Genomic DNA, 24925 nt, shown 5'->3' on the forward strand with positions numbered 1-24925 from the left:
ATAGTTAAAGACAATTTAAACTGAACTTTTTTAAAAATTTTATAAAAACCCTTGACTTTTATTTTATTTTGAGATATAATTTCCACTTCACTAAATTGACGGATGCTGGTGTAGCTCAGATGGTAGAGCTACTGCCTTGTAAGCAGTAGGTCGGCGGTTCGATTCCGTTCACCAGCTCCATTTTTATAACAGTGTTTGACCAGAAATACCTAGCGAGCATTTATTTTTATTAATAAGGTGAGATACTCAAGCGGCCAACGAGGGCAGACTGTAAATCTGCTGACTATGTCTTCCGTGGTTCGAATCCACGTCTCACCACCATGCTACTGCGGGAGTAGCTCAGTTGGCTAGAGCATCAGCCTTCCAAGCTGAGGGTCGCGGGTTCGAGTCCCGTTTCCCGCTCCAAGAGAATAATGGATATTTAAACTGGGAGCTGTAAGATTTTATTTTTATTTGCTTCTAAAGTTTATTCCATTTATAGTTGATTTGTTATTGTTAAATTTATCGTCTCTGACAAGCGTTTTAACGCTCATATGGCTCAGAGGTAGAGCACTTCCTTGGTAAGGAAGAGGTCGCGGGTTCAAGTCCCGCTATGAGCTCCAGGTTATACGATATTTAAGATGATACAAATTTGGTTTTGATTTCATATTATTAATGGAGGACAAGATGGCTAAAGAAAAATTTTCACGCAATAAGCCACACGTAAACATTGGTACTATCGGTCACGTTGACCATGGTAAAACTACTTTGACAGCTGCAATTTCTGCTGTTCTTTCAAGAAGAGGTCTTGCAGAAATGAAAGACTACGATAATATCGATAATGCTCCAGAAGAAAAAGAGCGTGGTATTACGATCGCAACTTCACACATTGAGTACGAGACAGAAAATCGTCACTATGCTCATGTTGACTGCCCAGGACACGCCGACTATGTTAAAAACATGATTACAGGTGCTGCTCAGATGGACGGAGCAATTTTAGTTGTTTCTGCTGCTGATGGTCCAATGCCACAAACAAGAGAGCACATCCTGCTATCTCGCCAAGTTGGTGTTCCATATATAGTTGTTTTCATGAACAAAGCTGATATGGTTGATGACGCTGAGCTGCTTGAGCTAGTTGAGATGGAAATTCGCGAACTTTTAAGCACTTATGACTTCCCAGGAGATGATACACCTATCGTTTCTGGCTCTGCTCTTCAGGCTCTAAATGAGGCTAAAGAGGGTAAAGATGGTGAGTGGTCAGCAAAAGTTCTTGAGCTTATGGCAGCTGTTGATAGCTATATTCCAACTCCAGCTCGTGCAACAGACAAAGATCTTCTTATGCCTATTGAAGATGTATTCTCGATCTCAGGTCGTGGAACGGTTGTAACTGGTAGAATTGAAAAAGGTGTTGTTAAAGTTGGCGATACTATTGAGATTGTTGGTATCCGCGATACTCAAACAACCACGGTTACTGGTGTTGAGATGTTTAGAAAAGAGATGGATCAAGGTGAAGCAGGTGACAATGTTGGCGTTCTTCTTCGTGGAACAAAGAAGGAAGATGTTGAGCGCGGTATGGTTCTTGCTAAGCCGAAATCAATCACTCCTCATACAAAATTTGAGGGCGAGGTTTATATCCTAACTAAAGAAGAAGGTGGTCGCCACACTCCATTCTTTAATAACTATAGACCACAATTTTATGTAAGAACGACAGATGTTACTGGCTCTATCACACTTCCAGAGGGAACTGAGATGGTTATGCCAGGCGATAACCTAAAAATTTCAGTTGAGCTTATAGCTCCAGTTGCACTTGAAGAAGGTACTCGTTTTGCTATCCGTGAAGGCGGTAGAACGGTTGGTTCAGGTGTTGTTTCTAAGATATTAGCATAATATTATAGCTTAATAAGACTTATGGCGGGATGTTTTCCCGCCTTTTTAAAGGGAAAATTTATGGCAAAAAATAACAGTAGAGTTAAGATAGGTCTTAAATGTTCAGAAAGTGGCGATATAAACTACACTACAACAAAGAATAGTAAGACTACAACAGAAAAGCTAGAGCTTAAAAAATATTGCCCTAGACTTAAAAAGCATACAGTTCATAAAGAAGTTAAACTAAAAAGTTAATTTAGGCTATAAACAGTAGGGCAATAGCTCCAACGGTAGAGCGCTGGATTCCAAATCCAATGGTTGGGGGTTCGAATCCCTCTTGCCCTGCCAGTGTTAAGGTAAAATATGGAAAAGATAATAAACTATATAAAGCTTTCTAAACTTGAAATTTTCAAGGTTATATTTCCAACGAAGCAACAAGTTAGAAATGCTTTTATCACCGTTTTTATTGTGGTTACTGTTGTTTCACTTTTTTTAGCTTTAGTTGATGCAATTATGTCTTTTTCGCTTTCAAAATTAATATAAGGAATTCGGTTATGGCACATAAGTGGTATGCTATTCAAACATATGCCGGAAGCGAGATGGCTGTTAAAAGAGCAATCGAAAATTTAGTTAAAGATCATGGTATTGATGAACAACTTAAAGAGGTTATTGTTCCAACAGAAGATGTTATTGAGATAAAAAACGGAAAACAAAAGATAAATGAAAGGACTCTTTATCCAGGATATGCATTTGCTCACCTTGATTTAGATACAGCTTTATGGCATAAAATTCAGTCTTTGCCAAAGGTAAGTAGATTTATAGGTGAATCAAAAAAACCATCACCTTTAAGCGATAAAGATATTAATACAATTTTAGAGAAAGTTGAAAAAAGAGCTGCTCCAAAACCTAAAATTTACTTTGAGAATGGAGAGAGTGTTCGTATTACAGAAGGCCCTTTTGCGAACTTTACTGGTATCGTAGAGGAGTATGATATGATTCATGGAAAACTTCGTTTAAATGTTTCTATTTTTGGTAGAAGTACCCCAGTTGAAATTTTATATTCACAAGTTGAGAAGATAATTTAAGGAGAAATTTTATGGCTAAAAAGGTTATAGGCGAAATAAAGTTGCACATAGCAGCTGCTAAAGCAAATCCAAGCCCACCGGTTGGTCCAGCACTTGGACAAAAAGGTGTAAATATTATGGAGTTTTGTAAAGCATTTAATGAAAAAACAAAAGATATGGCAGGATTTAATATACCTGTTGTTATTACTGTTTATGCTGATAAAAGCTTTACATTTATTACAAAACAACCACCTGCAACTGACCTTATTAAAAAGGCTGCAGGCATAACAAAAGGAACGGATAATCCTCTTAAGAATAAGGTTGGTAAGTTAACAAAAGCTCAAGTTCTTGAGATCGTTGAGAAAAAGATTGTTGATTTAAACACAAAAGATAAAGAGCAAGCGGCTAAGATTATAGCTGGCTCAGCTCGTTCAATGGGTGTCGAGGTAATAGACTAATAACCTAAACCGCCAGGTTGATCTACAGAAGGCGGAAGCACTTTAAATGCGGAGAAATTTATGTCAAAAACTACAAAAAGATTTCAAGAGCTACTTAAAAAAGTAGACGATAAAAAAATTTACAATATTTCAGAGGCTATTGATACAGTTAAAACATTGGCTTCTGCAAAATTTGATGAGACTGTTGAGATAGCACTTAAGCTCAATGTTGATCCAAGACATGCGGATCAGATGGTTCGTGGCTCAGTTATTTTACCAGCTGGAACTGGCAAAAAAGTTCGTGTTGCTGTTATAGCAAAAGATGCTAAAGCGGATGAGGCTAAAGTTGCTGGTGCTGATTTGGTTGGCGCAGAAGATATTATTGATGATGTTCAAAAAGGTATTATAAATTTTGATGTTCTTATAGCTACACCGAATCTTATGGGTATCCTTGGTAAAGCAGCTAGAATCCTTGGACCAAAAGGTCTTATGCCAAACCCAAAAACTGGCACAGTTACAATGGATGTAGCTCAGGCTGTTAATAATGCAAAGAGCGGTCAGGTAAATTTCCGTGTTGATAAACAAGGAAATATCCATGCGGGTCTTGGCAAAGTTAGCTTTAGCAAAGAGCAACTTTCTGAAAATATTTCGGCTTTCATAAAAGCCATAAATAAGCACAAACCAGCCGCTGCAAAAGGTAGGTATGTTAAAAATGCAGCACTTGCTTTAACTATGAGTCCATCTATATCTCTTGATGCCCAAGAAGTTATGGATCTTAAGTAAAATTTATGGGCTGAAATTTCAGCCCTTTTTTAAGATTAAAATGTGAGTTTTTTTAACTTAGATTTTAATCTTAGATTGGAGATAGCCGAGGTCTTTTGACTTAATTGATTCGACCCTCTCTGCTTGAAATCACCGGTCGGAAAGGAGAAAAAGTGACACGAAACGAAAAATCTGAAATCATCTCAAAACTTGAAGGCGAGTTTAAAACTGCTGAAGCTATTGTTGTTTGTGATTATCGTGGCTTAAGCGTTAAAAAACTTGAGGCTTTAAGACATGCAGCTCGCGAACGAAGCGTTAAAGTTCAAGTTGTTAAAAATACACTAGCAAACATAGCTCTTAAAAATGTTGAAAAAGATGGCATGGATCTTAAAGATACAAACATTTATGTTTGGGGCGAAGATCAGCTAGCTGTAACAAAAGTTGTTGCAAAATTTGAAGAGAACAATGCTGAGCTCTTTAAAATTAAAACAGCTCACATAGATGGTCAAGTTGCAAGTGTTGACAAGGTTAGAGCTCTATCTAAAATGCCTAGTCGTGATGAGCTTATTGCAATGCTTTTGCAAGTTTGGAATGCGCCAATTCAAAATTTTACAATTGGATTAAATGCGCTTAAAGAGAAAAAAGAACAATCTGCATAAAATAAAGAAGGATAAAAAATGGCAATTACAAAAGAAGATGTATTAGAATTTATTTCTAACCTTTCAGTTCTTGAGCTTTCTGAGCTTGTAAAAGAATTTGAAGAGAAATTTGGTGTTAGCGCTGCTCCTGTTATGGTAGCTGGTGCTGTTGCTGGTGGCGGTGCTGATGCGGTTGAAGAGAAGACAGAATTTAATATCGTTTTACTTGACGGTGGCGATAAGAAGATCAATGTTATTAAAGTTGTTCGTGCTCTTACAGGTCTTGGTCTTAAGGAGGCTAAAGACGCAGTTGAGCAGACACCATCAGTTCTTAAAGAAGGTGTTAGTAAGGATGAGGCTGAGGCAGCCAAAAAAGAGCTTGAAGAAGCAGGTGCTAAAGTCGAACTTAAATAATTTCGTTTTTGCGAAATTATCAAAAATTCAAGAGAGGGCAAAGGCTCTCTCTTTTTTAAATTTAGATGCTCTTTATAAAAAGAGCTTAATACTTTCTTTCAAAATTACCACGAGGTAGATGTATGTTAAATAGCTTATACTCAGGAAATCGTCTAAGAGTAGATTTCTCTAATGTTGTTAAAGAGATAGATGTTCCTAACCTACTGCAATTACAAAAAAAGAGCTTTGATCAATTTTTAAATCTAGATAATACACACCCTGAAAGCGGGATTGAAAAAGTTTTTAAATCTATATTTCCCATTCATGATGCGCAAAATCGCCTAAGTTTGGAGTATGTTAGCTGTGAGATTGGAAAACCAAAATATACGATAAGAGAGTGTATCGAACGAGGACTAACTTATAGTGTAAATTTAAAAATGAAAATTCGCCTAATAGTTCATGAAAAAGATGAAAAAACTGGTGAGAAAATTGGCGTAAAAGATATAAAAGAACAAGAAATTTTTATTCGTGAAATTCCTCTTATGACAGATAGAATTTCATTTATTATAAATGGTGTTGAGCGTGTTGTTGTTAATCAACTTCATAGAAGTCCTGGCGTTATCTTTAAACAAGAAGAGAGCGCAACAGTAGTTAATAAACTTATCTATACAGCGCAGATCATCCCAGACCGTGGCTCATGGCTATATTTTGAGTACGATACGAAAGATGTGCTTTATGTGCGTATTAATAAGCGTAGAAAGGTTCCTGTAACTATACTTTTTAGGGCGCTTGGATATAAAAAACAAGATATTATTAAACTATTTTATCCGATTCAAACTTTAACTATTAAAAATGGCAAATTCTTAACAGCCTTTAACCCAGATGACTTCCTAGGTCGTGTAGAGTATGACATAAAAGATGAAAATGGCAAACTCCTTCATGAGGCTGGCAAGCGTCTTACAAAGAAAAAAGCTGATAAACTTATAGAAGAGGGATTGAAATTTGTTGAATATCCGACAGATGTACTGACTGGTCGCTTCCTTGCAAGCCCTGTTGTGGATATGCAAAGTGGCGAAGTTCTTTATGATACTTTGGTTCAGCTTGATGAAAATAAACTGGTTAAAATTTTAAGCGAGCATGAAAATATAGAGATTATAAATAACTCAGCGGCTGGCGTTGATGATGCGATCATTAACTCTTTTATTGCGGATAATGAGACCCTTAAAGTGCTTAAGCAGACTGAGGGCATTGATGATGAAAATGATCTTTCGGCGATTAGAATTTATAAGGTTATGAGACCTGGTGAGCCAGTAGTAAAAGATGCGGCAAAAGCATTTGTAAATGATATTTTCTTTAACCCTGAGCGTTATGACCTAACGAAAGTCGGTCGTATGAAGATGAATCATAAGCTTGGCTTTGATGTGCCAGAGTATGTGACAGTGCTTACAAACGAAGATATTATAAAAACAGCAAAATATCTTATAAAGGTCAAAAATGGACAAGGCTTTATCGATGATCGTGACCATCTTGGTAACCGCCGTATAAGGAGTATTGGCGAGCTTTTAGCCAATGAGCTTCACCTTGGTTTTGTAAAAATGCAAAAGGCCATCCGCGATAAATTTACAGGACTTAGCAACAACATTGATGAAATGATGCCTTATGATCTTATAAATCCAAAAATGATTACCGCAACTATAATGGAATTTTTTACCGGCGGTCAGTTAAGCCAGTTTATGGATCAGACAAACCCTCTTAGTGAGGTTACACATAAGCGTCGCTTATCAGCTCTTGGCGAGGGCGGTCTTGTGAAAGAGCGAGCTGGTTTTGAGGTGCGAGATGTACATCCTACTCACTATGGACGAATTTGTCCAGTTGAGACACCGGAAGGGCAAAATATTGGTCTGATAAACACACTCTCTACTTATGCTAAGGTGAATGAGCTAGGTTTTGTTGAGGCGCCTTATAAGCGTGTCGTTGATGGTAAAGTGACTAATGAGATCGTTTATCTAACAGCAACTCAAGAAGAGGGCAATGTTATTGCTGCAGCCTCCACTAAACTTGATGAAAATGGACGCATTATTGAGGATCTTATTGAGGTAAGAAAAGAGGGCGAAATGATGCTTGCACGTCGTGAAGAGGTGACATTTATTGACCTTTGCTCTGGTATGATAGCTGGTGTTGCAGCCTCTCTTATTCCGTTCTTAGAGCATGATGACGCAAACCGTGCCTTAATGGGCTCAAACATGCAGCGTCAAGCTGTCCCACTCTTAAAAGCCACTGCGCCAATCGTTGGAACTGGCATGGAGGGCATAGTGGCTCGCGACGCTTGGGAGAGCATAAAAGCTAAGCGTGGCGGAGTTATAGAAAAAGTTGATAATAAAAATATCTTTATTTTAGGCGAAGATGATGCTGGCCCATACATAGATCACTACTCTTTAGAGAAAAATTTAAGAACAAACCAAAATACTACATTCTCGCAGCACCCTATCGTTAAAAAAGGCGATGAGGTAAGAGCTGGGCAGATTATTGCGGATGGTCCAAGTATGGAGCAAGGCGAGCTAGCGATCGGTAAAAATGCACTTATTGCATTTATGCCATGGAATGGATATAACTATGAGGACGCTATCGTTATAAATGAGAGAATGATTCGTAATGATGAATTTACAAGCGTTCATATCTACGAAAAGGAGATTGAGGCTCGTGAGCTAAAAGATGGGGTTGAGGAGATTACAAAAGATATACCAAATGTCAAAGAAGAAGATCTTATGCATCTTGATGAAAGTGGTATAATTAAGATCGGTACTCAAGTTAAACCAGGCATGATCCTAGTTGGTAAAGTATCCCCAAAAGGCGAAGTTAAACCTACTCCAGAAGAACGGTTGCTTCGTGCGATATTTGGAGAAAAAGCAGGTCATGTTGTAAATAAGTCTTTATACGCTACCGCTTCACTTGAAGGCGTTGTTGTTGATGTTAAAATTTTTACCAAAAAAGGGTATGAAAAAGACACAAGAACGCATAAAACATATGAAGATGAGAAGAGTGCTTTAGAAAAAGAGCACCATGACCGCTTGCTTATGCTAGATAGAGAAGAGATGTTAAAAGTTACTTCGCTCCTATCAAAAAGCCCACTTACAAGTGAACAAACTGTCAATAAAAAAGAGTATAAAAAAGGTCAAAAGATAGATAAAGCAGACCTTGAAAATATAAATCGCTTTACCATAAATTCTATCGTAAAAGGATTTAGCAAAGATATTCAAAAACAATACGACGAGCTAAAAAACTACTTCCAAAATGAGAAGAAAAAATTAAAAGAAGAGCATGATGCTAAGATAGAGATTTTAGGCAAAGATGACATCTTGCCAAGCGGAGTAGTAAAGCTAGTGAAGGTCTATATAGCAACTAAGCGTAAGCTTAAAGTTGGTGATAAAATGGCTGGTCGCCACGGAAACAAAGGTATCGTTTCAAATATCGTGCCAGAGGTTGATATGCCGTATTTGCCAAGTGGTCAGATAGTTGATATCGTCTTAAATCCGCTAGGCGTTCCAAGTCGTATGAATATAGGGCAAATTTTAGAGAGTCACCTAGGTCTAGTCGGCTACCGCCTTGGCGAGCAGATAAATGAAATTTTTGAAACCAAAAAGGGCGAGTGGGTCAAAGATCTACGCAAAAAGATGATAGAGATCGCAAGTGTTTCAAATTTGATGAATGCTAAAAAAGTGCTTGGCGAGATAAGCGATGAGAAGTTGCTTGAGTACGCAAAGGATTGGAGTAATGGCGTTAGATTTGCTACGCCTATTTTCGAGGGTGTTAAGCCAGAAGAATTTGCTAAACTTTTTGAAATGGCAAAGATAGATAGTGATGGCAAGACTGAGCTTTATGATGGACGCACGGGCTCAAAGATAAGAGAGCGTGTTAATGTTGGCTGCATGTATATGCTAAAACTTCACCACTTGGTTGATGAAAAAGTTCACGCAAGAAGCACAGGTCCATATAGCCTAGTAACGCAACAGCCAGTTGGTGGTAAAGCACTATTTGGTGGTCAAAGATTTGGAGAGATGGAGGTTTGGGCACTTGAGGCTTACGGCGCAGCACATACGCTCCGTGAGATGCTAACTGTAAAATCAGATGATGTTGAAGGCAGACTTTCTGCTTATAAGGCGCTTACTCGTGGAGAAAATGTCCCAGAAACTGGAATACCAGAGACATTTTTCGTTCTTACAAATGAACTAAAATCGCTAGCGCTTGATGTTGAGATATATGATGAGGGAGAGGCAGATGAGTGAGTTAAAACCTGTTGAGATAAAAGAAGAGCGCAGACCAAGAGATTTTGAAGCTTTTCAGCTTCGTTTAGCAAGCCCAGAAAAGATAAAGTCTTGGAGTTATGGTGAGGTTAAAAAGCCAGAAACTATCAACTATCGTACGCTTAAACCTGAGCGTGATGGCTTGTTTTGTGCTAAAATTTTTGGACCGATTCGTGACTATGAGTGTCTTTGTGGCAAATATAAAAAGATGCGCTATAAAGGGATTAAATGCGAAAAATGTGGTGTTGAAGTAACTAGCTCAAAAGTTCGCCGTTCTCGTATGGGGCATATTGAGCTTGTGACGCCAGTTGCGCATATTTGGTATGTAAATTCACTTCCAAGCCGTATCGGAACACTGCTTGGCATAAAAATGAAAGACCTTGAGCGCGTGCTTTACTATGAGGCTTATATTGTTTCAAATCCTGGAAATGCCTTTTATGATAACGAAAATTCTAAAAAAGTAGAAAAATACGATGTCTTAAATGAAGAGCAGTACCAACAGCTAGCTCAGCGCTATGAGGATGAAGGCTTTGTGGCTCGCATGGGTGGTGAAGTTATTCACGATATGCTTGCCGAACTTGATTTGATGGAAATTTTAACGCAACTTAAAACAGAGATTGAATCAACAAGCTCAGAAGCAAAGAAAAAGACTATCGTTAAGCGCTTAAAAGTTATCGAGAGCTTCCTAAACTCAGGCAATCGCCCAGAGTGGATGATGATAACAAATTTGCCAGTTCTTCCACCTGACTTGCGTCCACTTGTTAGTCTTGATGGTGGCAAATTTGCAGTTTCTGATGTAAATGACCTTTATCGCCGCGTTATCAATCGCAATAGTCGTTTAAAGCGCCTTATGGAGCTTGATGCGCCTGAGATTATTATCCGAAACGAAAAGCGTATGCTTCAAGAGGCAGTAGATGCGCTATTTGACAATGGTCGCCGTGCAAATGCCGTAAAAGGAGCAAACAAACGCCCACTAAAATCGCTTTCAGAGATCATCAAAGGTAAGCAGGGTCGTTTTAGGCAGAATTTGCTTGGAAAGCGTGTTGACTTTTCTGGTCGTTCGGTTATCGTTGTTGGTCCAAAACTTCGCATGGATCAGTGCGGTCTTCCAAAGAGAATGGCACTTGAACTATTTAAGCCACATTTGCTTGCTCGCCTTGAAGAAAAGGGTTATGCAACAACTGTAAAACAAGCTAAAAAGATGATAGAAGATAAGACAAATGAAGTTTGGGAGTGCTTAGAAGAGGTTGTTAAAGATCACCCTGTTATGCTAAACCGTGCACCAACACTTCACAAACTATCTATTCAGGCATTTCACCCAGTACTAGTTGAGGGAAAGGCTATACAACTTCATCCGCTTGTTTGTGCTGCATTTAATGCTGACTTTGACGGCGATCAGATGGCTGTGCATGTTCCACTTAGTCAAGAGGCAATAGCTGAGTGTAAAATTTTAATGCTTAGCTCGATGAATATCTTGCTTCCTGCAAGCGGCAAGGCCATCACTGTTCCGTCACAAGATATGGTTTTGGGAATTTACTATCTAAGCCTTGAAAAAGCAGACGCTAAAGGTGCAAATAAAATTTTTGCTTCAGTTGATGAGGTGATGATAGCTGAAGAGGCTCACTCACTTGCGTTGCACGCAAAGATAAAAACTATCATAGAAGGCAGAACTCTCTTTACAACGGCTGGTAGATTGATACTTCGCTCTATCATACCTGATTTTGTTCCTGATAACTTGTGGAATAAAATAATGAAGAAAAAAGACATATCGGCACTTGTTGATTATGTTTATAAAAATGGCGGACTTGAGGTTACGGCTGATTTCCTTGATAAGCTTAAAAATTTAGGCTTTAGATATGCAACAAAGGCAGGAATTTCTATCTCTATAGCTGATATTATCGTCCCAGATAGTAAAGAAAAGCATATAGATGATGCTAAAAAGAAAGTGCGTGAAATTCAAAAACAATACGGCGCAGGCTTATTAACAGATAGTGAAAGATATAACAAGATCGTTGATATTTGGACGGATACAAATAATACAGTTGCAAGTGAGATGATGAAACTTATCCAAGGTGATAAGGGTGGATTTAACTCAATTTATATGATGGCTGACTCTGGCGCAAGAGGTTCGGCGGCTCAAATTCGTCAGCTTGCTGGTATGCGTGGTCTTATGGCTAAGCCAGATGGCTCTATTATTGAAACACCGATAACATCAAACTTCCGTGAAGGTCTAAATATAATGGAGTACTTCATCTCGACTCACGGTGCAAGAAAGGGTCTGGCTGATACCGCTCTTAAAACGGCAAATGCTGGTTACCTTACTCGTAAGCTAATTGATGTTGCTCAAAATGTTAAGGTAACAATGCATGATTGTGGTACGCACGAGGGTGTTGAGATAACAGACATTACAGAGAGTGGCGAGCTTATAGAAAGCTTAGAGGAGCGCGTGCTTGGTCGTGTGTTGGCTGATGATGTTATAGATCCTATAACAAATGAAATTTTATTCTCAGAAGGCACGCTAATTGATGAAGAGAAGGCAAAAGTTATAGGCGAAGCAGGGATAAAATCAGTAAGCATTAGAACGCCTATTACTTGCAAGGCACCAAAGGGTGTTTGTTCTAAGTGCTATGGTATAAACCTTGGTGAAGGCAAGTTGGTTAAGCCGGGCGAAGCAGTCGGCATCATCTCAGCTCAGTCTATCGGTGAGCCAGGAACTCAGCTAACGCTAAGAACTTTCCATATCGGTGGAACTGCTTCAACCGAGCAGCAAGACCGTCAAGTAGTAGCTCAAAAAGAGGGCTTTATACGCTATTACAACCTAAATACTTATGAAAATGGTGGAAAGATGATAGTGGCAAATAGAAGAAGTGCTGCTGTGCTATTGGTTGAACCAAAGATAAAGTCACCATTTGATGGTAAGATTAGCATAGAATTTGCTCACGAAGATGTAAACATTACAGTTAAGGGCAAAAAAGATGAAGCCAAATACACTATCCGTAGAAGTGACCTAGCTAAGCCAAACGAACTAGCTGGTGTAAGTGGTAAAATCGAAGGTAAGTTTTACATCCCTTATGTAAATGGCGATAAAGTAAACGAGAATGAAAGTATTGTTGAAGTCATAAAAGAGGGCTGGAATGTGCCAAATCGTATCCCATTTGCGGCTGAGCTTAAAATTTCAGACGGTGAACCAGTAACTCAAAAGATAACAGCAAATGCAACTGGTGTGGCGAAATTCTTTATCTTAAAGGGCGATTATTTAGAACGACTAAAAGAGATTAAAAAGGGTTATAAAGTTACCGAAAAAGGGCTATTCGTTGTAGTTTCTGATAAAGATGGTCGTGAGGCGGTGCGTCACTATATACCAAGAAATTCTATCATTGAACTAAATGATAATCAGCCAGTCGAGGCTAAAACCTTACTTGCAAAACCAGAGAGTAATGACAAGCTTATCATTGCTGAGTGGGATCCATACTCAACTCCTACTATCGCTGAAGAGGCTGGTGTGGTAAGCTTTGAAGATATCGAGCCAGGTTATAGTGCGGCTGAGCAGTTTGATGAAGCAACAGGTCAAAGTCGTTTGGTTATTAATGAGTATCTGCCAAGTGGAGTAAAGCCAACTATCGTTGTTGCTACTGCAAGGGGTGGCATCATAAGATACCAGCTTGATCCAAAAACAGCGATATTTGTAAGCGATGGAGCTCAGGTTGCACAGGCTGATGTGCTTGCTAAGACTCCAAAGGCGGTTGCTAAGTCAAAAGATATTACTGGCGGTTTGCCTAGAGTTTCTGAATTATTTGAAGCTAGACGCCCAAAAAATACGGCTATCGTTGCTGAGATTGATGGTGTAGTTAGATTTGATAAACCACTTCGTTCAAAAGAGCGTATCATAATTGAAGCAGAAGATGGTGCAACTGCTGAATATCTTATAGATAAAACACGCCAAATTCAGGTTAGAAATGGTGAATTTGTTCATGCTGGTGAGAAGCTAACCGATGGACTTATCTCAAGCCACGATATTTTAAGAATTTTGGGCGAAAAGGCATTGCATTACTATCTAATTAGCGAAATTCAGCAAGTTTATCGTCGCCAAGGTGTTGCGATTGCTGATAAGCATATTGAGATCATCGTTTCTCAGATGCTTCGTCAGGTTAAGATTGTTGATAGTGGAAATACAAATTTCATAGTAGGCGACATGATCTCAAGGGTGAAATTTAAAGAGGAAAACGAGCGTATTATGAAGATGGGTGGCGAGCCAGCGATCGCTGAGCCGATACTTCTTGGTGTTACAAGAGCTGCTATTGGAAGCGATAGTGTTATCTCGGCCGCATCGTTCCAAGAGACTACAAAAGTTCTCACCGAAGCTTCAATTGCAGCAAAATTTGACTATCTTGAAGATCTTAAAGAAAATGTTATCTTGGGTCGAATGATCCCAGTTGGAACTGGACTTTATAAAGATAAAGAGATTAAGCTAAAACAAATTTAATCACCTCTGGGCAGGTTGCTAAGCCTGCCCTTTTTACCCCTTTTTTATACATAAAGGAAATTTATGAACTTTTTAAAACAACCAGATTTGGGTATATTTTTTGCTAGACTTGGGCTTGGTATTATGCTTTTAATGCATGGCATAGCTAAAATTTTAAACGGCATAGGTTTTATAAAAAACTTAGCCCTAAAACAGGGCTTACCAGAATTTATTACATATGGTGTTTATGTGGGAGAGGTTATTGCGCCTGTACTTTTGATACTTGGAATTTACACAAGAGTTGCAAGTGCGATAGTACTAGCAACTTGTGCAGCGATATTATATCTTTTTTATCTGCCAAATGGCGACTTGTTTACACTTTCATCTCATGGTGGCTTTAAGCCTGAGATAGTCTATCTTTATATATCTTTGGGGTTTTGCATTTTGCTTAATGGCAGTGGAAAATATGCTTTAAAAAGGGATTAAAGAGTTAAATTTGCCAGCTTTATAAAATTTATTTTGTGTTAATCTTAAAATAATTATTCTTTAAGCCCTAAAAAGATAAATTTGTGCTTTATAATTTATTTTTAAGGAAATTTTTATGGAAACACAAAAACAAAAACCCAGCTTTTTGATAGCTGTGATGCCTATTTTGGTGATGCTTGCTGGACTAGCCATAGGTGTTGGATATATGAAGTTACGGGTAGAGCCTATCATTTTGCTCTCTGCTTTGGTTGCTGGATTTTTAGCATATAAGCTAGGTTATAGCTATAAAGAGATGCAAAAGGGGATGATAGATAAAATTTCAGACTCCATGCCTGCTTTGATGATACTATGGTCTGTTGGTTTGATTATCGGTGCTTGGATGTTTTCTGGTACAATCCCGATGATTATTTACTACGGAGTACAGATCATTAGCCCTAGCTATCTTGTTATAACTGCGTTTTTGATTTCAGCTATACTTTCTACAGTGACTGGAACATCTTGGGGGTCGGCTGGAACAGTTGGTGTTGCCATCATGGGTATATCACAAGGTCTTGGCGTCGATCTTGCAGTTACTGCTGGTGCGGTCGTTGCTGGGGCTTATTTTGGAGATAAGATCTCTCCGCTTTCAGACACTACAAATTTAGCTCCCATAGCTGCTGGATCAGAGCTTTATGAGCATATTAAACATATGTTTTATACAACTGTACCAGCTGCCATAGTAGCTCTTATTGTGTATTCTACTTTTGGCTCAGGCGCTACTTCTGGCGGAGATATATCAGCTTCTGTTTTGGCACTTCAGACTGAACTTGACAAAGTGTTTAACTTTAACATTTTACTTCTTTTACCAGTTTTAATAGTCATAGCTGGCTCTGTTCTTAAGTGGCCAACTATCCCAGTGATGATAGTTGCTGCGATGCTTGCTATCGCTTTTGGTGTGATATTTCAAGACTTTAGTTTAAAAGATGGCTTTACATCGGTAATTAAAGGGTTTAACTTAAGCATGAGTGGGATAGATGTCTCTTTTTCAAAAGACATTATGAGGTTGCTTAACCGTGGCGGAGTTGATTCGGTAAATGCGACAACCATTCTTGTTATTTGTGCTATGGGCTTTGCTGGCATTATGTCTATTACTGGTATGCTCGAGGTTGTGCTTCATACTTTGATGGCTGGAGTAAAGAGTGTATTTGGTGTGATTTTCTCAACTATTTGCTCTTGTTTGACGGTTGCATTTGTTACTGGAAGTTCATATCTTTCTATATTAATCCCAGGAGAGATGTTTAAAGATTTCTACAAAGAAAAAAACCTTGCAGCCAAAAATTTATCTAGAACACTAGAATATTCAGGTACGGTTATAGTACCGCTGATACCTTGGTCTGCTGCTGGGGCATATATGGCTACAACTCTTGGAGTACCGACTATTGAGTATCTTCCTTGGGCGGTTTTAAACTATATGGGTGTTGTCTTTGCTATTATTTTAGCGCTTACTGGCATTGGTATAACAAAACTTGCAACTAAAAAGGAAAGCTGATGTTGCTTATTAAAAATATAGAAATTTTTTCGCCAAAATTTCTAGGCAGAAAAGATATTTTTATATGCTCTGGTAAAATCGTTTGTATTGGTGAGAGTTTAAATCCAAATTTGCCAAATTTAAAAATCATAGACGGTTCAAAATTTATAGCAACACCTGGCTTTATAGATAAGCATGTGCATATTACTGGTGGTGGTGGCGAAGGCAGTTTTAAGACTCGTGTTCCTGATATTATGCTTTCAAAACTCATTGAGGCTGGCATAACAACAGTGGTTGGACTTTTGGGAACTGATAGTACAACAAGGAGTGTTGAAAATTTAGTAGCTAAGGCAAATGCCTTAAGGGAGGAGGGCATAAGCTGTTATGCCCACACTGGTGCGTATAATTTGGATACTCCAACAATTACGGGCGATATACAAAAAGATATTGTATTTATAGAGCCTATTATCGGCACAAAGCTGGCTATAAGTGACCATCGTTCAAGCTCTGTAAGTCCAGATGAGCTTGCTCATATAGTATCAGCTGGTCGTGTGGCTGGTATGCTAAGCGGTAAATCAGGACACACTACACTTCATATGGGCGATGGTCAGCGTGGACTAGAGCTTGTAAGAGATGTTTTGGCTAAATACGATACCCCTATCACTTTTTTTCAGCCAACTCATGTAAATAGAAATGAAAGGCTATTTGCTCAAAGTATTGAGTTTTTAAAGGATGGTGGCTATGTCGACCTTACCTGCATGCTGGGACTGACACCATTGCAAGCTATAAAAAGGATAAAAGAGCAAGAAATTTCAACTCAAAAAGTAACGATTAGTTCCGATGGTTATGGTAGCTTTTCAAGTTATGATAGTGATGGAAAGTTACTTAAAATAGGTGTCTCAAGCGTTATGGCAACTTTTAATGAGTTTAAAAATTTTATAGAAAATAAATTTGAGCTTGAAGAGGCGCTTTGTTATTTTACAAAAAATGTTGCAAATTCAATATCTCTAAAAAATAAAGGGGAAATTTTAGAGGGCAAGGATGCTGACATTTTGCTGTTTGATGAGAATTTAAATTTAGAGTTTGTAATAGCAAATGGAGTAGTTTTAAAAGATAATGAAGGATACATCAAAAAAGGAACTTATGAGTAATTAAAGAGCTTTTAAGCAAAATTTAAATAAAATTAGGTCTTTTTTAATAAATTTAGTTGAAAGGATTACTGTGCCAACCATAAATCAATTGGTCAGAAATGAGCGTAAGAAGGTGACTTACAAGTCAAAATCACCTGCACTTAAAGAGTGCCCACAAAGAAGAGGAGTTTGCACGAGAGTTTATACAACAACTCCAAAAAAACCAAACTCAGCTTTGAGAAAAGTTGCCAAAGTTAGATTAACAAGTGGCTTTGAAGTTATTAGCTATATCGGTGGCGAGGGACACAACCTGCAAGAGCACTCAATCGTGCTAGTTCGCGGTGGTAGGGTTAAAGACTTACCGGGTGTTAAGTATCACATCGTTCGCGGTGCGCTTGATACTGCTGGTGTTGCAAAAAGAACAGTTTCACGCTCGAAATACGGCGCAAAACGCCCTAAGCCGGGTCAAGCAGCTGGCAAGAAGTAAGAATTTAGGTTCACAGATCAAGCTTTTAGTGGCTTAGATTTGAGTAAAATTTAATTAAAATTTGAAGGAAAAATCAAATGAGAAGAAGAAAAGCCCCTGTCAGGGAAGTTATGCCAGATCCAATATATGGCAACAAAGTAATCACTAAATTTATTAACGCATTGATGTATGATGGCAAGAAAAGCGTTGCAACTGAGATTATGTATGGCGCTATCAAAGCTATCGAGAAGAAAAGCGGCGATGTTAAGGGTATCGATGTATTTAACGATGCTATCGAGAATGTTAAACCTATCCTTGAAGTAAAATCACGCCGTGTAGGTGGCGCGACTTACCAAGTCCCAGTTGAGGTTCGCCCAGTTCGCCAACAAGCTCTAGCTATTCGCTGGCTTATCACTTACGCTAGAAAAAGAAGCGAAAGAACGATGATAGATAAGCTTGCAAACGAGCTATTTGACGCTGCAAATTCAAAAGGTGCATCTTTCAAGAAGAAGGAAGATACATACAAAATGGCAGAAGCTAACAAAGCATTTGCTCACTACCGCTGGTAAGAAAGGGCTCTTATGGCAGATAGAAAAACCCCATTACATATGGTTAGAAACATTGGTATCGCGGCTCACATTGACGCTGGTAAGACGACTACGAGTGAGAGAATTTTATTCTTCACTGGTATGAGCCACAAGATTGGCGAGGTGCATGATGGCGCTGCGACTATGGACTGGATGGAGCAAGAGAAGGAGCGTGGTATCACGATCACTTCTGCTGCTACAACTTGTTTTTGGAAAGATCATCAGATCAACCTGATTGACACTCCGGGACACGTGGATTTCACGATAGAAGTTGAGCGCTCTATGCGTGTTCTTGACGGAGCTGTTGCTGTATTTTGTTCAGTTGGTGGCGTTCAGCCGCAGTCTGAAACTGTTTGGAGACAAGCAAACAAATACCGCGTTCCAAGAATGGTTTATGTAAATAAAATGGACAGAATCGGTGCAAATTTCTACCGCGTTGAAGAGCAAGTTAGAACAAGACTAAAAGCCAATCCAGTGCCTATTCAAATTCCTATCGGCGCAGAGGATAACTTCCGCGGTGTAGTTGATCTAGTAACGATGAGAGCACTTGTTTGGGAAGATGATAAGAAGCCAACTGATTATACGGTTATTGAAATTCCAGCTGATCTAAAAGATAAAGCAGAAGAGTATAGAGCAAAGATGGTTGAGGCTGTTGCTGAGACTGACGATGAGCTAATGGAGAAATTTTTAGGTGGCGAAGAGCTAAGCATTGAAGAGATTAAAAAGGGTATCAAAGCTGGTTGTTTGTCGATGAGCATGATTCCGATGATTTGCGGAACATCATTTAAAAATAAGGGTGTTCAGCCACTGCTTGACGCAGTTGTTGATTATCTACCTGCACCTGATGAAGTTGCGGCTATTAAGGGTGAGTATGAAGATGGTAGAGAGGTTGTTGTAGAGAGCACAGATGACGGCGAATTTGCTGGTCTTGGCTTTAAGATTATGACAGACCCATTTGTTGGTCAGCTAACTTTCGTACGCGTTTATCGTGGCCAGCTAGAAAGTGGTAGCTACGCTTATAACTCAACAAAGGGCAAAAAAGAGCGTATCGGTCGTTTGCTAAAAATGCACTCAAACAAACGAGAGGAAATTTCAGTTCTTCACGCTGGTGAGATCGGCGCGGTTGTGGGCTTAAAAGACACTCTGACTGGTGATACTTTGGCAACTGAAAAAGATCCAGTAATCCTTGAAAGAATGGACTTCCCAGAGCCAGTTATCAGTGTTGCTGTTGAGCCAAAAACAAAAGCTGATCAAGAAAAAATGGCTATAGCTCTACAAAAGCTAGCGCAAGAAGATCCAAGCTTCCGCGTTAGTACAGATGAGGAGAGTGGTCAGACTATCATCAGCGGTATGGGCGAACTTCACCTTGAGATCATCGTTGATCGTATGCTTCGCGAATTTAAAGTTGAAGCTGAAGTTGGTCAGCCACAAGTTGCTTACCGCGAAACTATCCGCAAATCAGTTGAGCAAGAGTATAAATATGCTAAGCAATCAGGCGGTCGTGGTCAATACGGACATGTATTCCTTCGCATCGAGCCACTTGAAGCGGCTAGTGGCTTTGAGTTTGTCAATGATATTAAAGGCGGTGTTGTTCCGAAAGAATACATTCCAGCAGTTGAAAAGGGTTGTAAAGAGGCACTTCAAAATGGTATCTTGGCTGGTTATCCAGTTGAAGATGTTAAAGTTACGCTATTTGACGGAAGTTACCATGAAGTCGATAGCTCTGAGATGGCGTTTAAACTAGCTGCATCTATGGGTTTTAAAGAGGGTGCAAGAAAAGCTGGTGCGGTTATACTTGAGCCGATGATGAAGGTTGAAGTTGAAACTCCAGAAGATTATATGGGTGATGTTATCGGTGACCTTAATAAGCGCCGCGGGCAAATAAGCTCAATGGACGAGCGCAATGGTAACAAGATCATCACAGCATTTTGCCCTCTGGCACAGATGTTTGGCTACTCAACAGACCTAAGAAGCCAGACACAAGGTCGTGCTAGCTACTCTATGGAATTTGACCACTATGAGGAAGTTCCAAAGAATGTTAGTGAAGAGATTATAAAGAAAAGAAACGGCTAAAAGCCAAATTTGCCGCCTCACTTGGGGCGGCTTTTTAAATTTAAAGCCTTTTGGGTTTTAAATTTGTATTAAAATTCTAAATTTGTCCTCATAGCTCAGCTGGATAGAGCGCAAAATTCCTAATTTTGAGGCCACAGGTTCAAATCCTGTTGGGGACACTTTTTACTTTTTAAATTTAAAAATATCAAAAAACTCATTTCTTTCTTTTAAAATATTTTAGGTAAATAATTTGATTAAATTTTATTTATAAAAAGGTGCTAAAATGCCTAAAAATTAAAGGAAAAAGATGAAAAAAACACTACTATTTTCAGCTTGCTGTGCAGTTGGGGCGTTTGCTCAGATAAATGTTTTGCCAGCAACACCTGCAAATATCGAAAAATTTGAGCAAATAGTTGATATTAGAACTCCAGCTGAGTGGCGCGATACTGGGATTATAAATGGTGCAAAAACTATTGTTTTTAGTAAAGATAAAGAAAAATTTATTGAGGCTATAAAGGAACAAGTGGATATAACTAAGCCATTTGCTATAATCTGTAGAAGTGGTGGTAGAACTGATTCTGCTGCTCAGATGCTTGATGAAGCGGATATGAATGTTACAAATTTAGATGGTGGCATGAATTTGCTTATCAAATCAGGCTATATGACTACCCCTTATAGTAAATAAACCTATTCATAGACCCGTTTTTAGGGTCTATATTTAGTTAAAAAATAAATTTGGTTTTAGCCTAAGCAAACAAGTAAAAGCCATAACGGCACTTTGCTCTCTTATATAATCCCTATCGCCTCTTAAAAAAAGTCTCTCTATAATCTGTGCTCCATCTTTTGCCATAGCTCCTACAAATACTGTTCCCACAGGTTTTTGAACACTTCCACCGCTAGGACCAGCTATGCCACTAACAGCTAGAGCAAAGTCAGCTTTGCTTGCACTTAAAGCCCCACTCATCATAGCTTGCACGCAAGCCTCACTCACTGCTCCATGTGTATTTAAAATTTCCTTATCTACGCTTAACCACTCATTTTTTATGTGATTTGCATAAGTTACAAGTGAGCCATTAAAAACGCTAGAAACCCCATCAACGCTTGCAAATTTACTAGCTAAAAGTCCAGCTGTACAAGACTCTGCAAATGTAATGCTCTTATCATTTTCTTTTAGTTTTTTTGCAACAGAACTATAAATATTGGCACTATCTATAAATTTTTGCGAAAATAAATTTTTAACTGCTTGTAAAAATTGCTCTAAGTTACTATTTTTATCATTCTTTTGCGATCTGATTAAAAGCAAATTAGGTGATACTTCGCTTAAGATTATATTTATTTTATAAGGGCTGGCGACAGGATCTAGTAAAATTTTTGCACTATCTTTATCTATATCAAGAAGGCTAAAGAACGCTACTTCTTGCTCAAATGGCATTAAAATTTCAGCCATTTTTTTAGTCGGCGTGGCGTTTATTAAATTTATTAGACTCTCATTTATTTTTATCAAAAAGCTACCTTCTTTAACACTACTCGCCTCCTTTATCGCAAGTGTTTCGCCGACTAGCTCAAGTCCATTTCCAGAGAGTGTAGAGAGGATCTTTGCCATTGTTGAGTAACTTTCGTCCGAGCAACAGATGCAAATTTTTTCAAAGTCCTTTGCCAGAGTTTCTACAACAAAAAGTAGCTCACTATCCTTACTTTGAAACTTTACGACCCCAAGCTCTCCAAAATGCGCCTCGTAAGTGTCAAAAATATAGCTTAAATACGGCTTATTTATCCGCAGGTCTTCACCCACAATGAGTAAAATATGCTTCATTTTTGCTCCTTTTATTGTGCTATTATAGCTTAAATTTACCAAAAGCTTGCTTTTTGATAAGCCAAATACAAAGTAAGAGAAATTTTAAGATGTTGGTTTTGTTTGATTTTGAAATTTAGTTAAATGGCTAAGACTTAAAGTCCTAGCCATTTTGTGTTTTAGAATTTGTATGAAATTCCAAGTGTGCCATTGTAGTATTGCTCTTTTGATTTAGCTTTTGCACCGAAATTTAGGTTTGTGCTTAGGCTATTTGTGATCTTAAATTCAGCACCAGTTTTAAGCATAAAATAAGTATCTTTTTTCTTGTCAGCATTAAAAATTACACCTTTACTTGATCCAACAAATTGTACGCCTAGATCATCTACGCTCTTGCTTAACTCTCTTTCAACGCCAGGTGTTATGTAGAAGTAGCTACCATTATCTGCATATGCTCTAAATTCGGCTGCTGCTCTTGCACTTAAAGTTTTTGCAGAAGTTGCACTAAACACAACTGGTACTTTGCCACTATCTGTAAAGCCATCATTTTTGACATATAGATATGAAAGACCTAGCATAGGCTTAATAAATTTAGCATCTCCTAGACCAAATACATAACCATAATCAACACTTGCATCAAAGAATTTACTATCGTATTTGCCTTCGTTTGTGCCTAGTAAAGTTGTTCTTTCAAGATCATTTTTACCAAAGCCATAGCCGATTTTAGCGTCGATCTCGTTTTCACCAAAGTAGCTTCTTGAATACACACCAAAGCTATAGTTGTCAGACTCGTGTCTTACTTGGCTATCTTTTGCTTGTGTCTGAGCATAGTTTAAGTATCCGCCCACGATAGTGTTATCAAAAGCTCTATCGTAACCAAGTGTTACACCCCAGATAGTTGGATTTGCACTATCTTTTATCTTGGCTTTGCCACCAAATACATTACCCCAAAGGTTGTTGTCATTATTAAAGCGATTTGTGTATTCTTTTACTATGCTACTTAGACTGCTGCCATTATCCGCAAATGCTTCACCACTTAAGTCATTTATCGCCTTAGCTAGAGCTAGATCTGCATTGTATGGATTGGCTAGTTTTGCCAAGCGTGTATTTGTCGCTAAGCCAGTGCTGAAATTTATAATCTCAGTTGAGATACCTTTATTTAGTACTTTTGAGCTTTTTCCAAAAGATGAAGTAAGGTCTTTTGCGATATCTGCCACATTTTCTACACCTGTATTTGTGATGACTTCTTGGATAGTTTCGTTTGACAAAATAGCATCGCTAAACGAGCCTAGTACTTCAGCCTCTTTTGTATTTAAATTTTGAGTTTTTACTATAGCTTTTGCTCTTGCATTTGATGCTTGTTTTGTCTCGTCTTTTGCTTTATTTAGTTCTTCATTTGCCGTTTTTAAGGCTTCGTTTTTAGTTACTAGGTCATTTGTTTCAGCATTTACCGTATTTAGTGCAGTTTCTGCTTTTGTAGTTTTATCTGTAGCATCAGCAAGCACGGCTGCTATATCTCCTGCTTCAAGAGCTTTAGCTTCGGCTTCTGTGATCTTTTTGCCGTCTTTTTCCACAGGTACTCCAGCTTTGATAGCGTCTGCTATCGCATTTTTCTTAGCATCATCAGCACCACCAGCCGCTGTTGTTAAAGCATTTTTGGCTTCTGTTACGGCTTGTGTTTGTTTTTTGATATCCTCTGGTTTTGTGCTTGTTAGAGTAACTGCTTTATCGATGTCAGCTTTTTTCTCCTTAAGTTTTGCATCAAAAGCTTTTTGAGATTTGGCTTGTTCTTCTGCCTTATCAGCTTGTTCTTTTGCTTTTGTACCAGGGGTTTTAGGGTCTAGCTGGGCTAGCTTAGACTCTGCTATAGTTGAGTCTGAAGAATGATCGTTAAATTTCTTCAAATTTTCTTTTGCAGTTTTTAGATCGGCGTCTGCAGCCGCAGAGGCATTTGTAGTAGCAGTGTCAAGACTTGTTATTTTGTCTGATAAGTTAGCTGCACTAAAATCTGCTTCAACTGCTGGAGTATCTTTGTCTATATTTGCGTTCCCATCCTTATTAGCATCTTTTAAGGTTACACCATGTTTTTTTACAAGTTTGTTAAAGGCTGCTATCTTTGCATCTTTGTCACTAGCAGTTTCATCTATAGCCTTTTTTGCGTCATCAAATGCTTCTTTTAGCTCATTTCTTATGGTTGTTTGTTTCTCAGCTTCTGCTTTTTTCTCAGCTATATCTTTTTCAAGAGCTTTACTTAGCGCGTCTTGGTGCTTTACATTTGCGTCATAGTCGGCTACGGCTCCTGCGGCTGCATTTGCATATACAAGTGCTTTTGTGTCTATGTCTTGAGATCTTTCTTTTGTATTTTTTTCGTTTTCCTTTTTAAACTCAGCTATAAATTTGTCCCATACATCTTTGTTGTTTTCAGCAAACATTTTAGCGATATTTTCTGAATTTGCTAAATCGTCAAGCGTTATGGTGGTTTCACCTAAGGCTGTATTATCAGCATATGCGATGGTTAGTTTTAGAGCTCCACTAGACTCAAGAACTAGCTTTGAGTCAGTACTGCCTTTGATTTCTAAGTCTGAACTGCCTTTTATGGTTTTAAGCTGGTCTTCTATAATTTTCATAGCATCGTAAATTTTTTTATTTGTAGCTGCGTCGTTTTTCTTTGACGCTTCTACCAAAGCTAAAGCGCTAGAGTAGTCTGCATCAGCCTTGCCATTCCACTTTGCAAGCGTGGTTGAGCCTATGCTTTTTAAGGTGTTGATAGCACCTAAAACTTTAGAAACTGCCTTGGTTTTGTCTTTTTGTAGTTTCACAGCACTTTCGTAAGCGTCTTTATCCGCTAGTGCTACAGTCGAAATACTAGCGCTTAAAAGCGCAACACAAGCAATCTTTGAAATCTTCATTTCAAACTCCTTAAATGAAATTGGAATAAACAGTAGTATTCTACCCCCCCCCTTTTTTTTTTAATCTAAACTGAAATTTTACTAAATTTATAGGGAA

General features: G+C 38.5%; 19 protein-coding genes and 6 tRNA genes. 23 read left to right on the top strand and 2 right to left on the bottom strand.

Annotated elements, in window-relative coordinates; translation table 11 throughout:
* Positions 1-104 precede the first annotated feature (104 nt).
* From U5B17_RS06785 to U5B17_RS06895, 23 genes are all read left to right on the top strand, one after another.
* Positions 105-180 (top strand) — tRNA-Thr (locus U5B17_RS06785).
* A 56-nt stretch (positions 181-236) separates the two neighbouring features.
* Positions 237-321: transfer RNA gene (locus U5B17_RS06790), tRNA-Tyr, on the top strand.
* Positions 322-328: 7 nt separating this feature from the next.
* Positions 329-405: transfer RNA gene (locus tag U5B17_RS06795), tRNA-Gly, on the top strand.
* Between the two features lie 122 nt (positions 406-527).
* Positions 528-602, top strand: a tRNA-Thr gene (locus U5B17_RS06800).
* Between the two features lie 64 nt (positions 603-666).
* Complete coding sequence (gene tuf / locus U5B17_RS06805) at positions 667-1866, top strand: elongation factor Tu (protein ID WP_430804594.1); 1200 nt, start codon at positions 667-669, stop codon at positions 1864-1866.
* Between the two features lie 60 nt (positions 1867-1926).
* Positions 1927-2100: a 50S ribosomal protein L33 gene (gene rpmG, locus U5B17_RS06810; RefSeq protein ID WP_230057110.1), complete on the top strand. Its 174-nt coding sequence runs from the start codon at positions 1927-1929 to the stop codon at positions 2098-2100.
* A 17-nt stretch (positions 2101-2117) separates the two neighbouring features.
* A tRNA-Trp gene (locus U5B17_RS06815) sits at positions 2118-2193 on the top strand.
* Positions 2194-2208: 15 nt separating this feature from the next.
* Positions 2209-2388: a preprotein translocase subunit SecE gene (gene secE, locus U5B17_RS06820; protein ID WP_230057111.1), complete on the top strand. Its 180-nt coding sequence runs from the start codon at positions 2209-2211 to the stop codon at positions 2386-2388.
* A gap of 11 nt (positions 2389-2399) precedes the next feature.
* Positions 2400-2930, top strand: a complete 531-nt coding sequence (nusG, locus tag U5B17_RS06825) for a transcription termination/antitermination protein NusG (protein ID WP_430804595.1) — start codon at positions 2400-2402, stop codon at positions 2928-2930.
* An 11-nt stretch (positions 2931-2941) separates the two neighbouring features.
* A complete protein-coding gene (rplK, locus tag U5B17_RS06830; RefSeq protein WP_230057113.1) occupies positions 2942-3367 on the top strand; it encodes a 50S ribosomal protein L11 in 426 nt (141 codons plus the stop codon).
* Between the two features lie 60 nt (positions 3368-3427).
* Positions 3428-4129, top strand: a complete 702-nt coding sequence (gene rplA / locus U5B17_RS06835; RefSeq protein ID WP_430804596.1) for a 50S ribosomal protein L1 — start codon at positions 3428-3430, stop codon at positions 4127-4129.
* A 152-nt stretch (positions 4130-4281) separates the two neighbouring features.
* Entirely contained in the window at positions 4282-4767 is a 486-nt protein-coding gene (rplJ, locus tag U5B17_RS06840; protein ID WP_430804597.1) for a 50S ribosomal protein L10, read from the top strand.
* A gap of 18 nt (positions 4768-4785) precedes the next feature.
* Positions 4786-5160: a 50S ribosomal protein L7/L12 gene (rplL, locus tag U5B17_RS06845; protein ID WP_430804598.1), complete on the top strand. Its 375-nt coding sequence runs from the start codon at positions 4786-4788 to the stop codon at positions 5158-5160.
* A 122-nt stretch (positions 5161-5282) separates the two neighbouring features.
* Entirely contained in the window at positions 5283-9422 is a 4140-nt protein-coding gene (rpoB, locus tag U5B17_RS06850; protein ID WP_430804599.1) for a DNA-directed RNA polymerase subunit beta, read from the top strand.
* Positions 9415-13923, top strand: a complete 4509-nt coding sequence (gene rpoC, locus U5B17_RS06855; RefSeq protein ID WP_430804600.1) for a DNA-directed RNA polymerase subunit beta' — start codon at positions 9415-9417, stop codon at positions 13921-13923. Before rpoB ends, rpoC begins: the two co-directional genes overlap by 8 nt.
* A 63-nt stretch (positions 13924-13986) precedes the next feature.
* Positions 13987-14388 (top strand): DoxX family protein, encoded by a 402-nt coding sequence (locus tag U5B17_RS06860; protein WP_430804601.1) that lies wholly within the window; start codon positions 13987-13989, stop codon positions 14386-14388.
* Positions 14389-14503: 115 nt separating this feature from the next.
* On the top strand, positions 14504-15916 hold the full coding sequence (gene nhaC / locus U5B17_RS06865; RefSeq protein ID WP_430804602.1) for a Na+/H+ antiporter NhaC: 1413 nt from the start codon (positions 14504-14506) through the stop codon (positions 15914-15916).
* Positions 15916-17046: a beta-aspartyl-peptidase gene (gene iadA / locus U5B17_RS06870; RefSeq protein ID WP_430804603.1), complete on the top strand. Its 1131-nt coding sequence runs from the start codon at positions 15916-15918 to the stop codon at positions 17044-17046. Before nhaC ends, iadA begins: the two co-directional genes overlap by 1 nt.
* Positions 17047-17116: 70 nt before the next feature.
* Positions 17117-17512: a 30S ribosomal protein S12 gene (gene rpsL / locus U5B17_RS06875; protein ID WP_430804604.1), complete on the top strand. Its 396-nt coding sequence runs from the start codon at positions 17117-17119 to the stop codon at positions 17510-17512.
* A 77-nt stretch (positions 17513-17589) separates the two neighbouring features.
* Positions 17590-18060, top strand: a complete 471-nt coding sequence (gene rpsG / locus U5B17_RS06880; protein WP_430804605.1) for a 30S ribosomal protein S7 — start codon at positions 17590-17592, stop codon at positions 18058-18060.
* Between the two features lie 12 nt (positions 18061-18072).
* Positions 18073-20151, top strand: a complete 2079-nt coding sequence (fusA, locus tag U5B17_RS06885) for an elongation factor G (RefSeq protein ID WP_430804606.1) — start codon at positions 18073-18075, stop codon at positions 20149-20151.
* 84 nt (positions 20152-20235) lie between these two features.
* Positions 20236-20309, top strand: a tRNA-Arg gene (locus U5B17_RS06890).
* A gap of 128 nt (positions 20310-20437) precedes the next feature.
* Entirely contained in the window at positions 20438-20815 is a 378-nt protein-coding gene (locus U5B17_RS06895) for a rhodanese-like domain-containing protein (RefSeq protein WP_430804607.1), read from the top strand.
* A gap of 33 nt (positions 20816-20848) precedes the next feature.
* Here U5B17_RS06895 and U5B17_RS06900 read toward each other — a convergent pair whose 3' ends face one another.
* Both U5B17_RS06900 and U5B17_RS06905 read right to left on the bottom strand, forming a co-directional pair.
* Positions 20849-21943, bottom strand: coding sequence for a CinA family protein (locus U5B17_RS06900; protein WP_430804608.1), 1095 nt, complete (start codon positions 21941-21943; stop codon positions 20849-20851).
* A 158-nt stretch (positions 21944-22101) separates the two neighbouring features.
* On the bottom strand, positions 22102-24828 hold the full coding sequence (locus U5B17_RS06905; protein ID WP_430804609.1) for an autotransporter domain-containing protein: 2727 nt from the start codon (positions 24826-24828) through the stop codon (positions 22102-22104).
* Positions 24829-24925: the final 97 nt, after the last annotated feature.

This window comes from Campylobacter australis, assembly GCF_050586305.1.
In the GTDB taxonomy this organism is placed as follows: domain Bacteria; phylum Campylobacterota; class Campylobacteria; order Campylobacterales; family Campylobacteraceae; genus Campylobacter_A.

Bases quoted from the DNA above. Each gene is read 5' to 3' on its own strand.
- rplA (WP_430804596.1), top strand. From the start codon at position 3,428: ATGTCAAAAACTACAAAAAGATTTCAAGAGCTACTTAAAAAAGTAGAC.
- rpmG (WP_230057110.1), top strand. From the start codon at position 1,927: ATGGCAAAAAATAACAGTAGAGTTAAGATAGGTCTTAAATGTTCAGAA.
- U5B17_RS06905 (WP_430804609.1), bottom strand. From the start codon at position 24,828: ATGAAGATTTCAAAGATTGCTTGTGTTGCGCTTTTAAGCGCTAGTATT.
- U5B17_RS06900 (WP_430804608.1), bottom strand. From the start codon at position 21,943: ATGAAGCATATTTTACTCATTGTGGGTGAAGACCTGCGGATAAATAAG.
- nhaC (WP_430804602.1), top strand. From the start codon at position 14,504: ATGGAAACACAAAAACAAAAACCCAGCTTTTTGATAGCTGTGATGCCT.
- nusG (WP_430804595.1), top strand. From the start codon at position 2,400: ATGGCACATAAGTGGTATGCTATTCAAACATATGCCGGAAGCGAGATG.
- iadA (WP_430804603.1), top strand. From the start codon at position 15,916: ATGTTGCTTATTAAAAATATAGAAATTTTTTCGCCAAAATTTCTAGGC.
- secE (WP_230057111.1), top strand. From the start codon at position 2,209: ATGGAAAAGATAATAAACTATATAAAGCTTTCTAAACTTGAAATTTTC.
- rplK (WP_230057113.1), top strand. From the start codon at position 2,942: ATGGCTAAAAAGGTTATAGGCGAAATAAAGTTGCACATAGCAGCTGCT.
- rpoB (WP_430804599.1), top strand. From the start codon at position 5,283: ATGTTAAATAGCTTATACTCAGGAAATCGTCTAAGAGTAGATTTCTCT.
- tuf (WP_430804594.1), top strand. From the start codon at position 667: ATGGCTAAAGAAAAATTTTCACGCAATAAGCCACACGTAAACATTGGT.
- rplL (WP_430804598.1), top strand. From the start codon at position 4,786: ATGGCAATTACAAAAGAAGATGTATTAGAATTTATTTCTAACCTTTCA.
- U5B17_RS06895 (WP_430804607.1), top strand. From the start codon at position 20,438: ATGAAAAAAACACTACTATTTTCAGCTTGCTGTGCAGTTGGGGCGTTT.
- rpsG (WP_430804605.1), top strand. From the start codon at position 17,590: ATGAGAAGAAGAAAAGCCCCTGTCAGGGAAGTTATGCCAGATCCAATA.
- U5B17_RS06860 (WP_430804601.1), top strand. From the start codon at position 13,987: ATGAACTTTTTAAAACAACCAGATTTGGGTATATTTTTTGCTAGACTT.
- rpoC (WP_430804600.1), top strand. From the start codon at position 9,415: ATGAGTGAGTTAAAACCTGTTGAGATAAAAGAAGAGCGCAGACCAAGA.
- fusA (WP_430804606.1), top strand. From the start codon at position 18,073: ATGGCAGATAGAAAAACCCCATTACATATGGTTAGAAACATTGGTATC.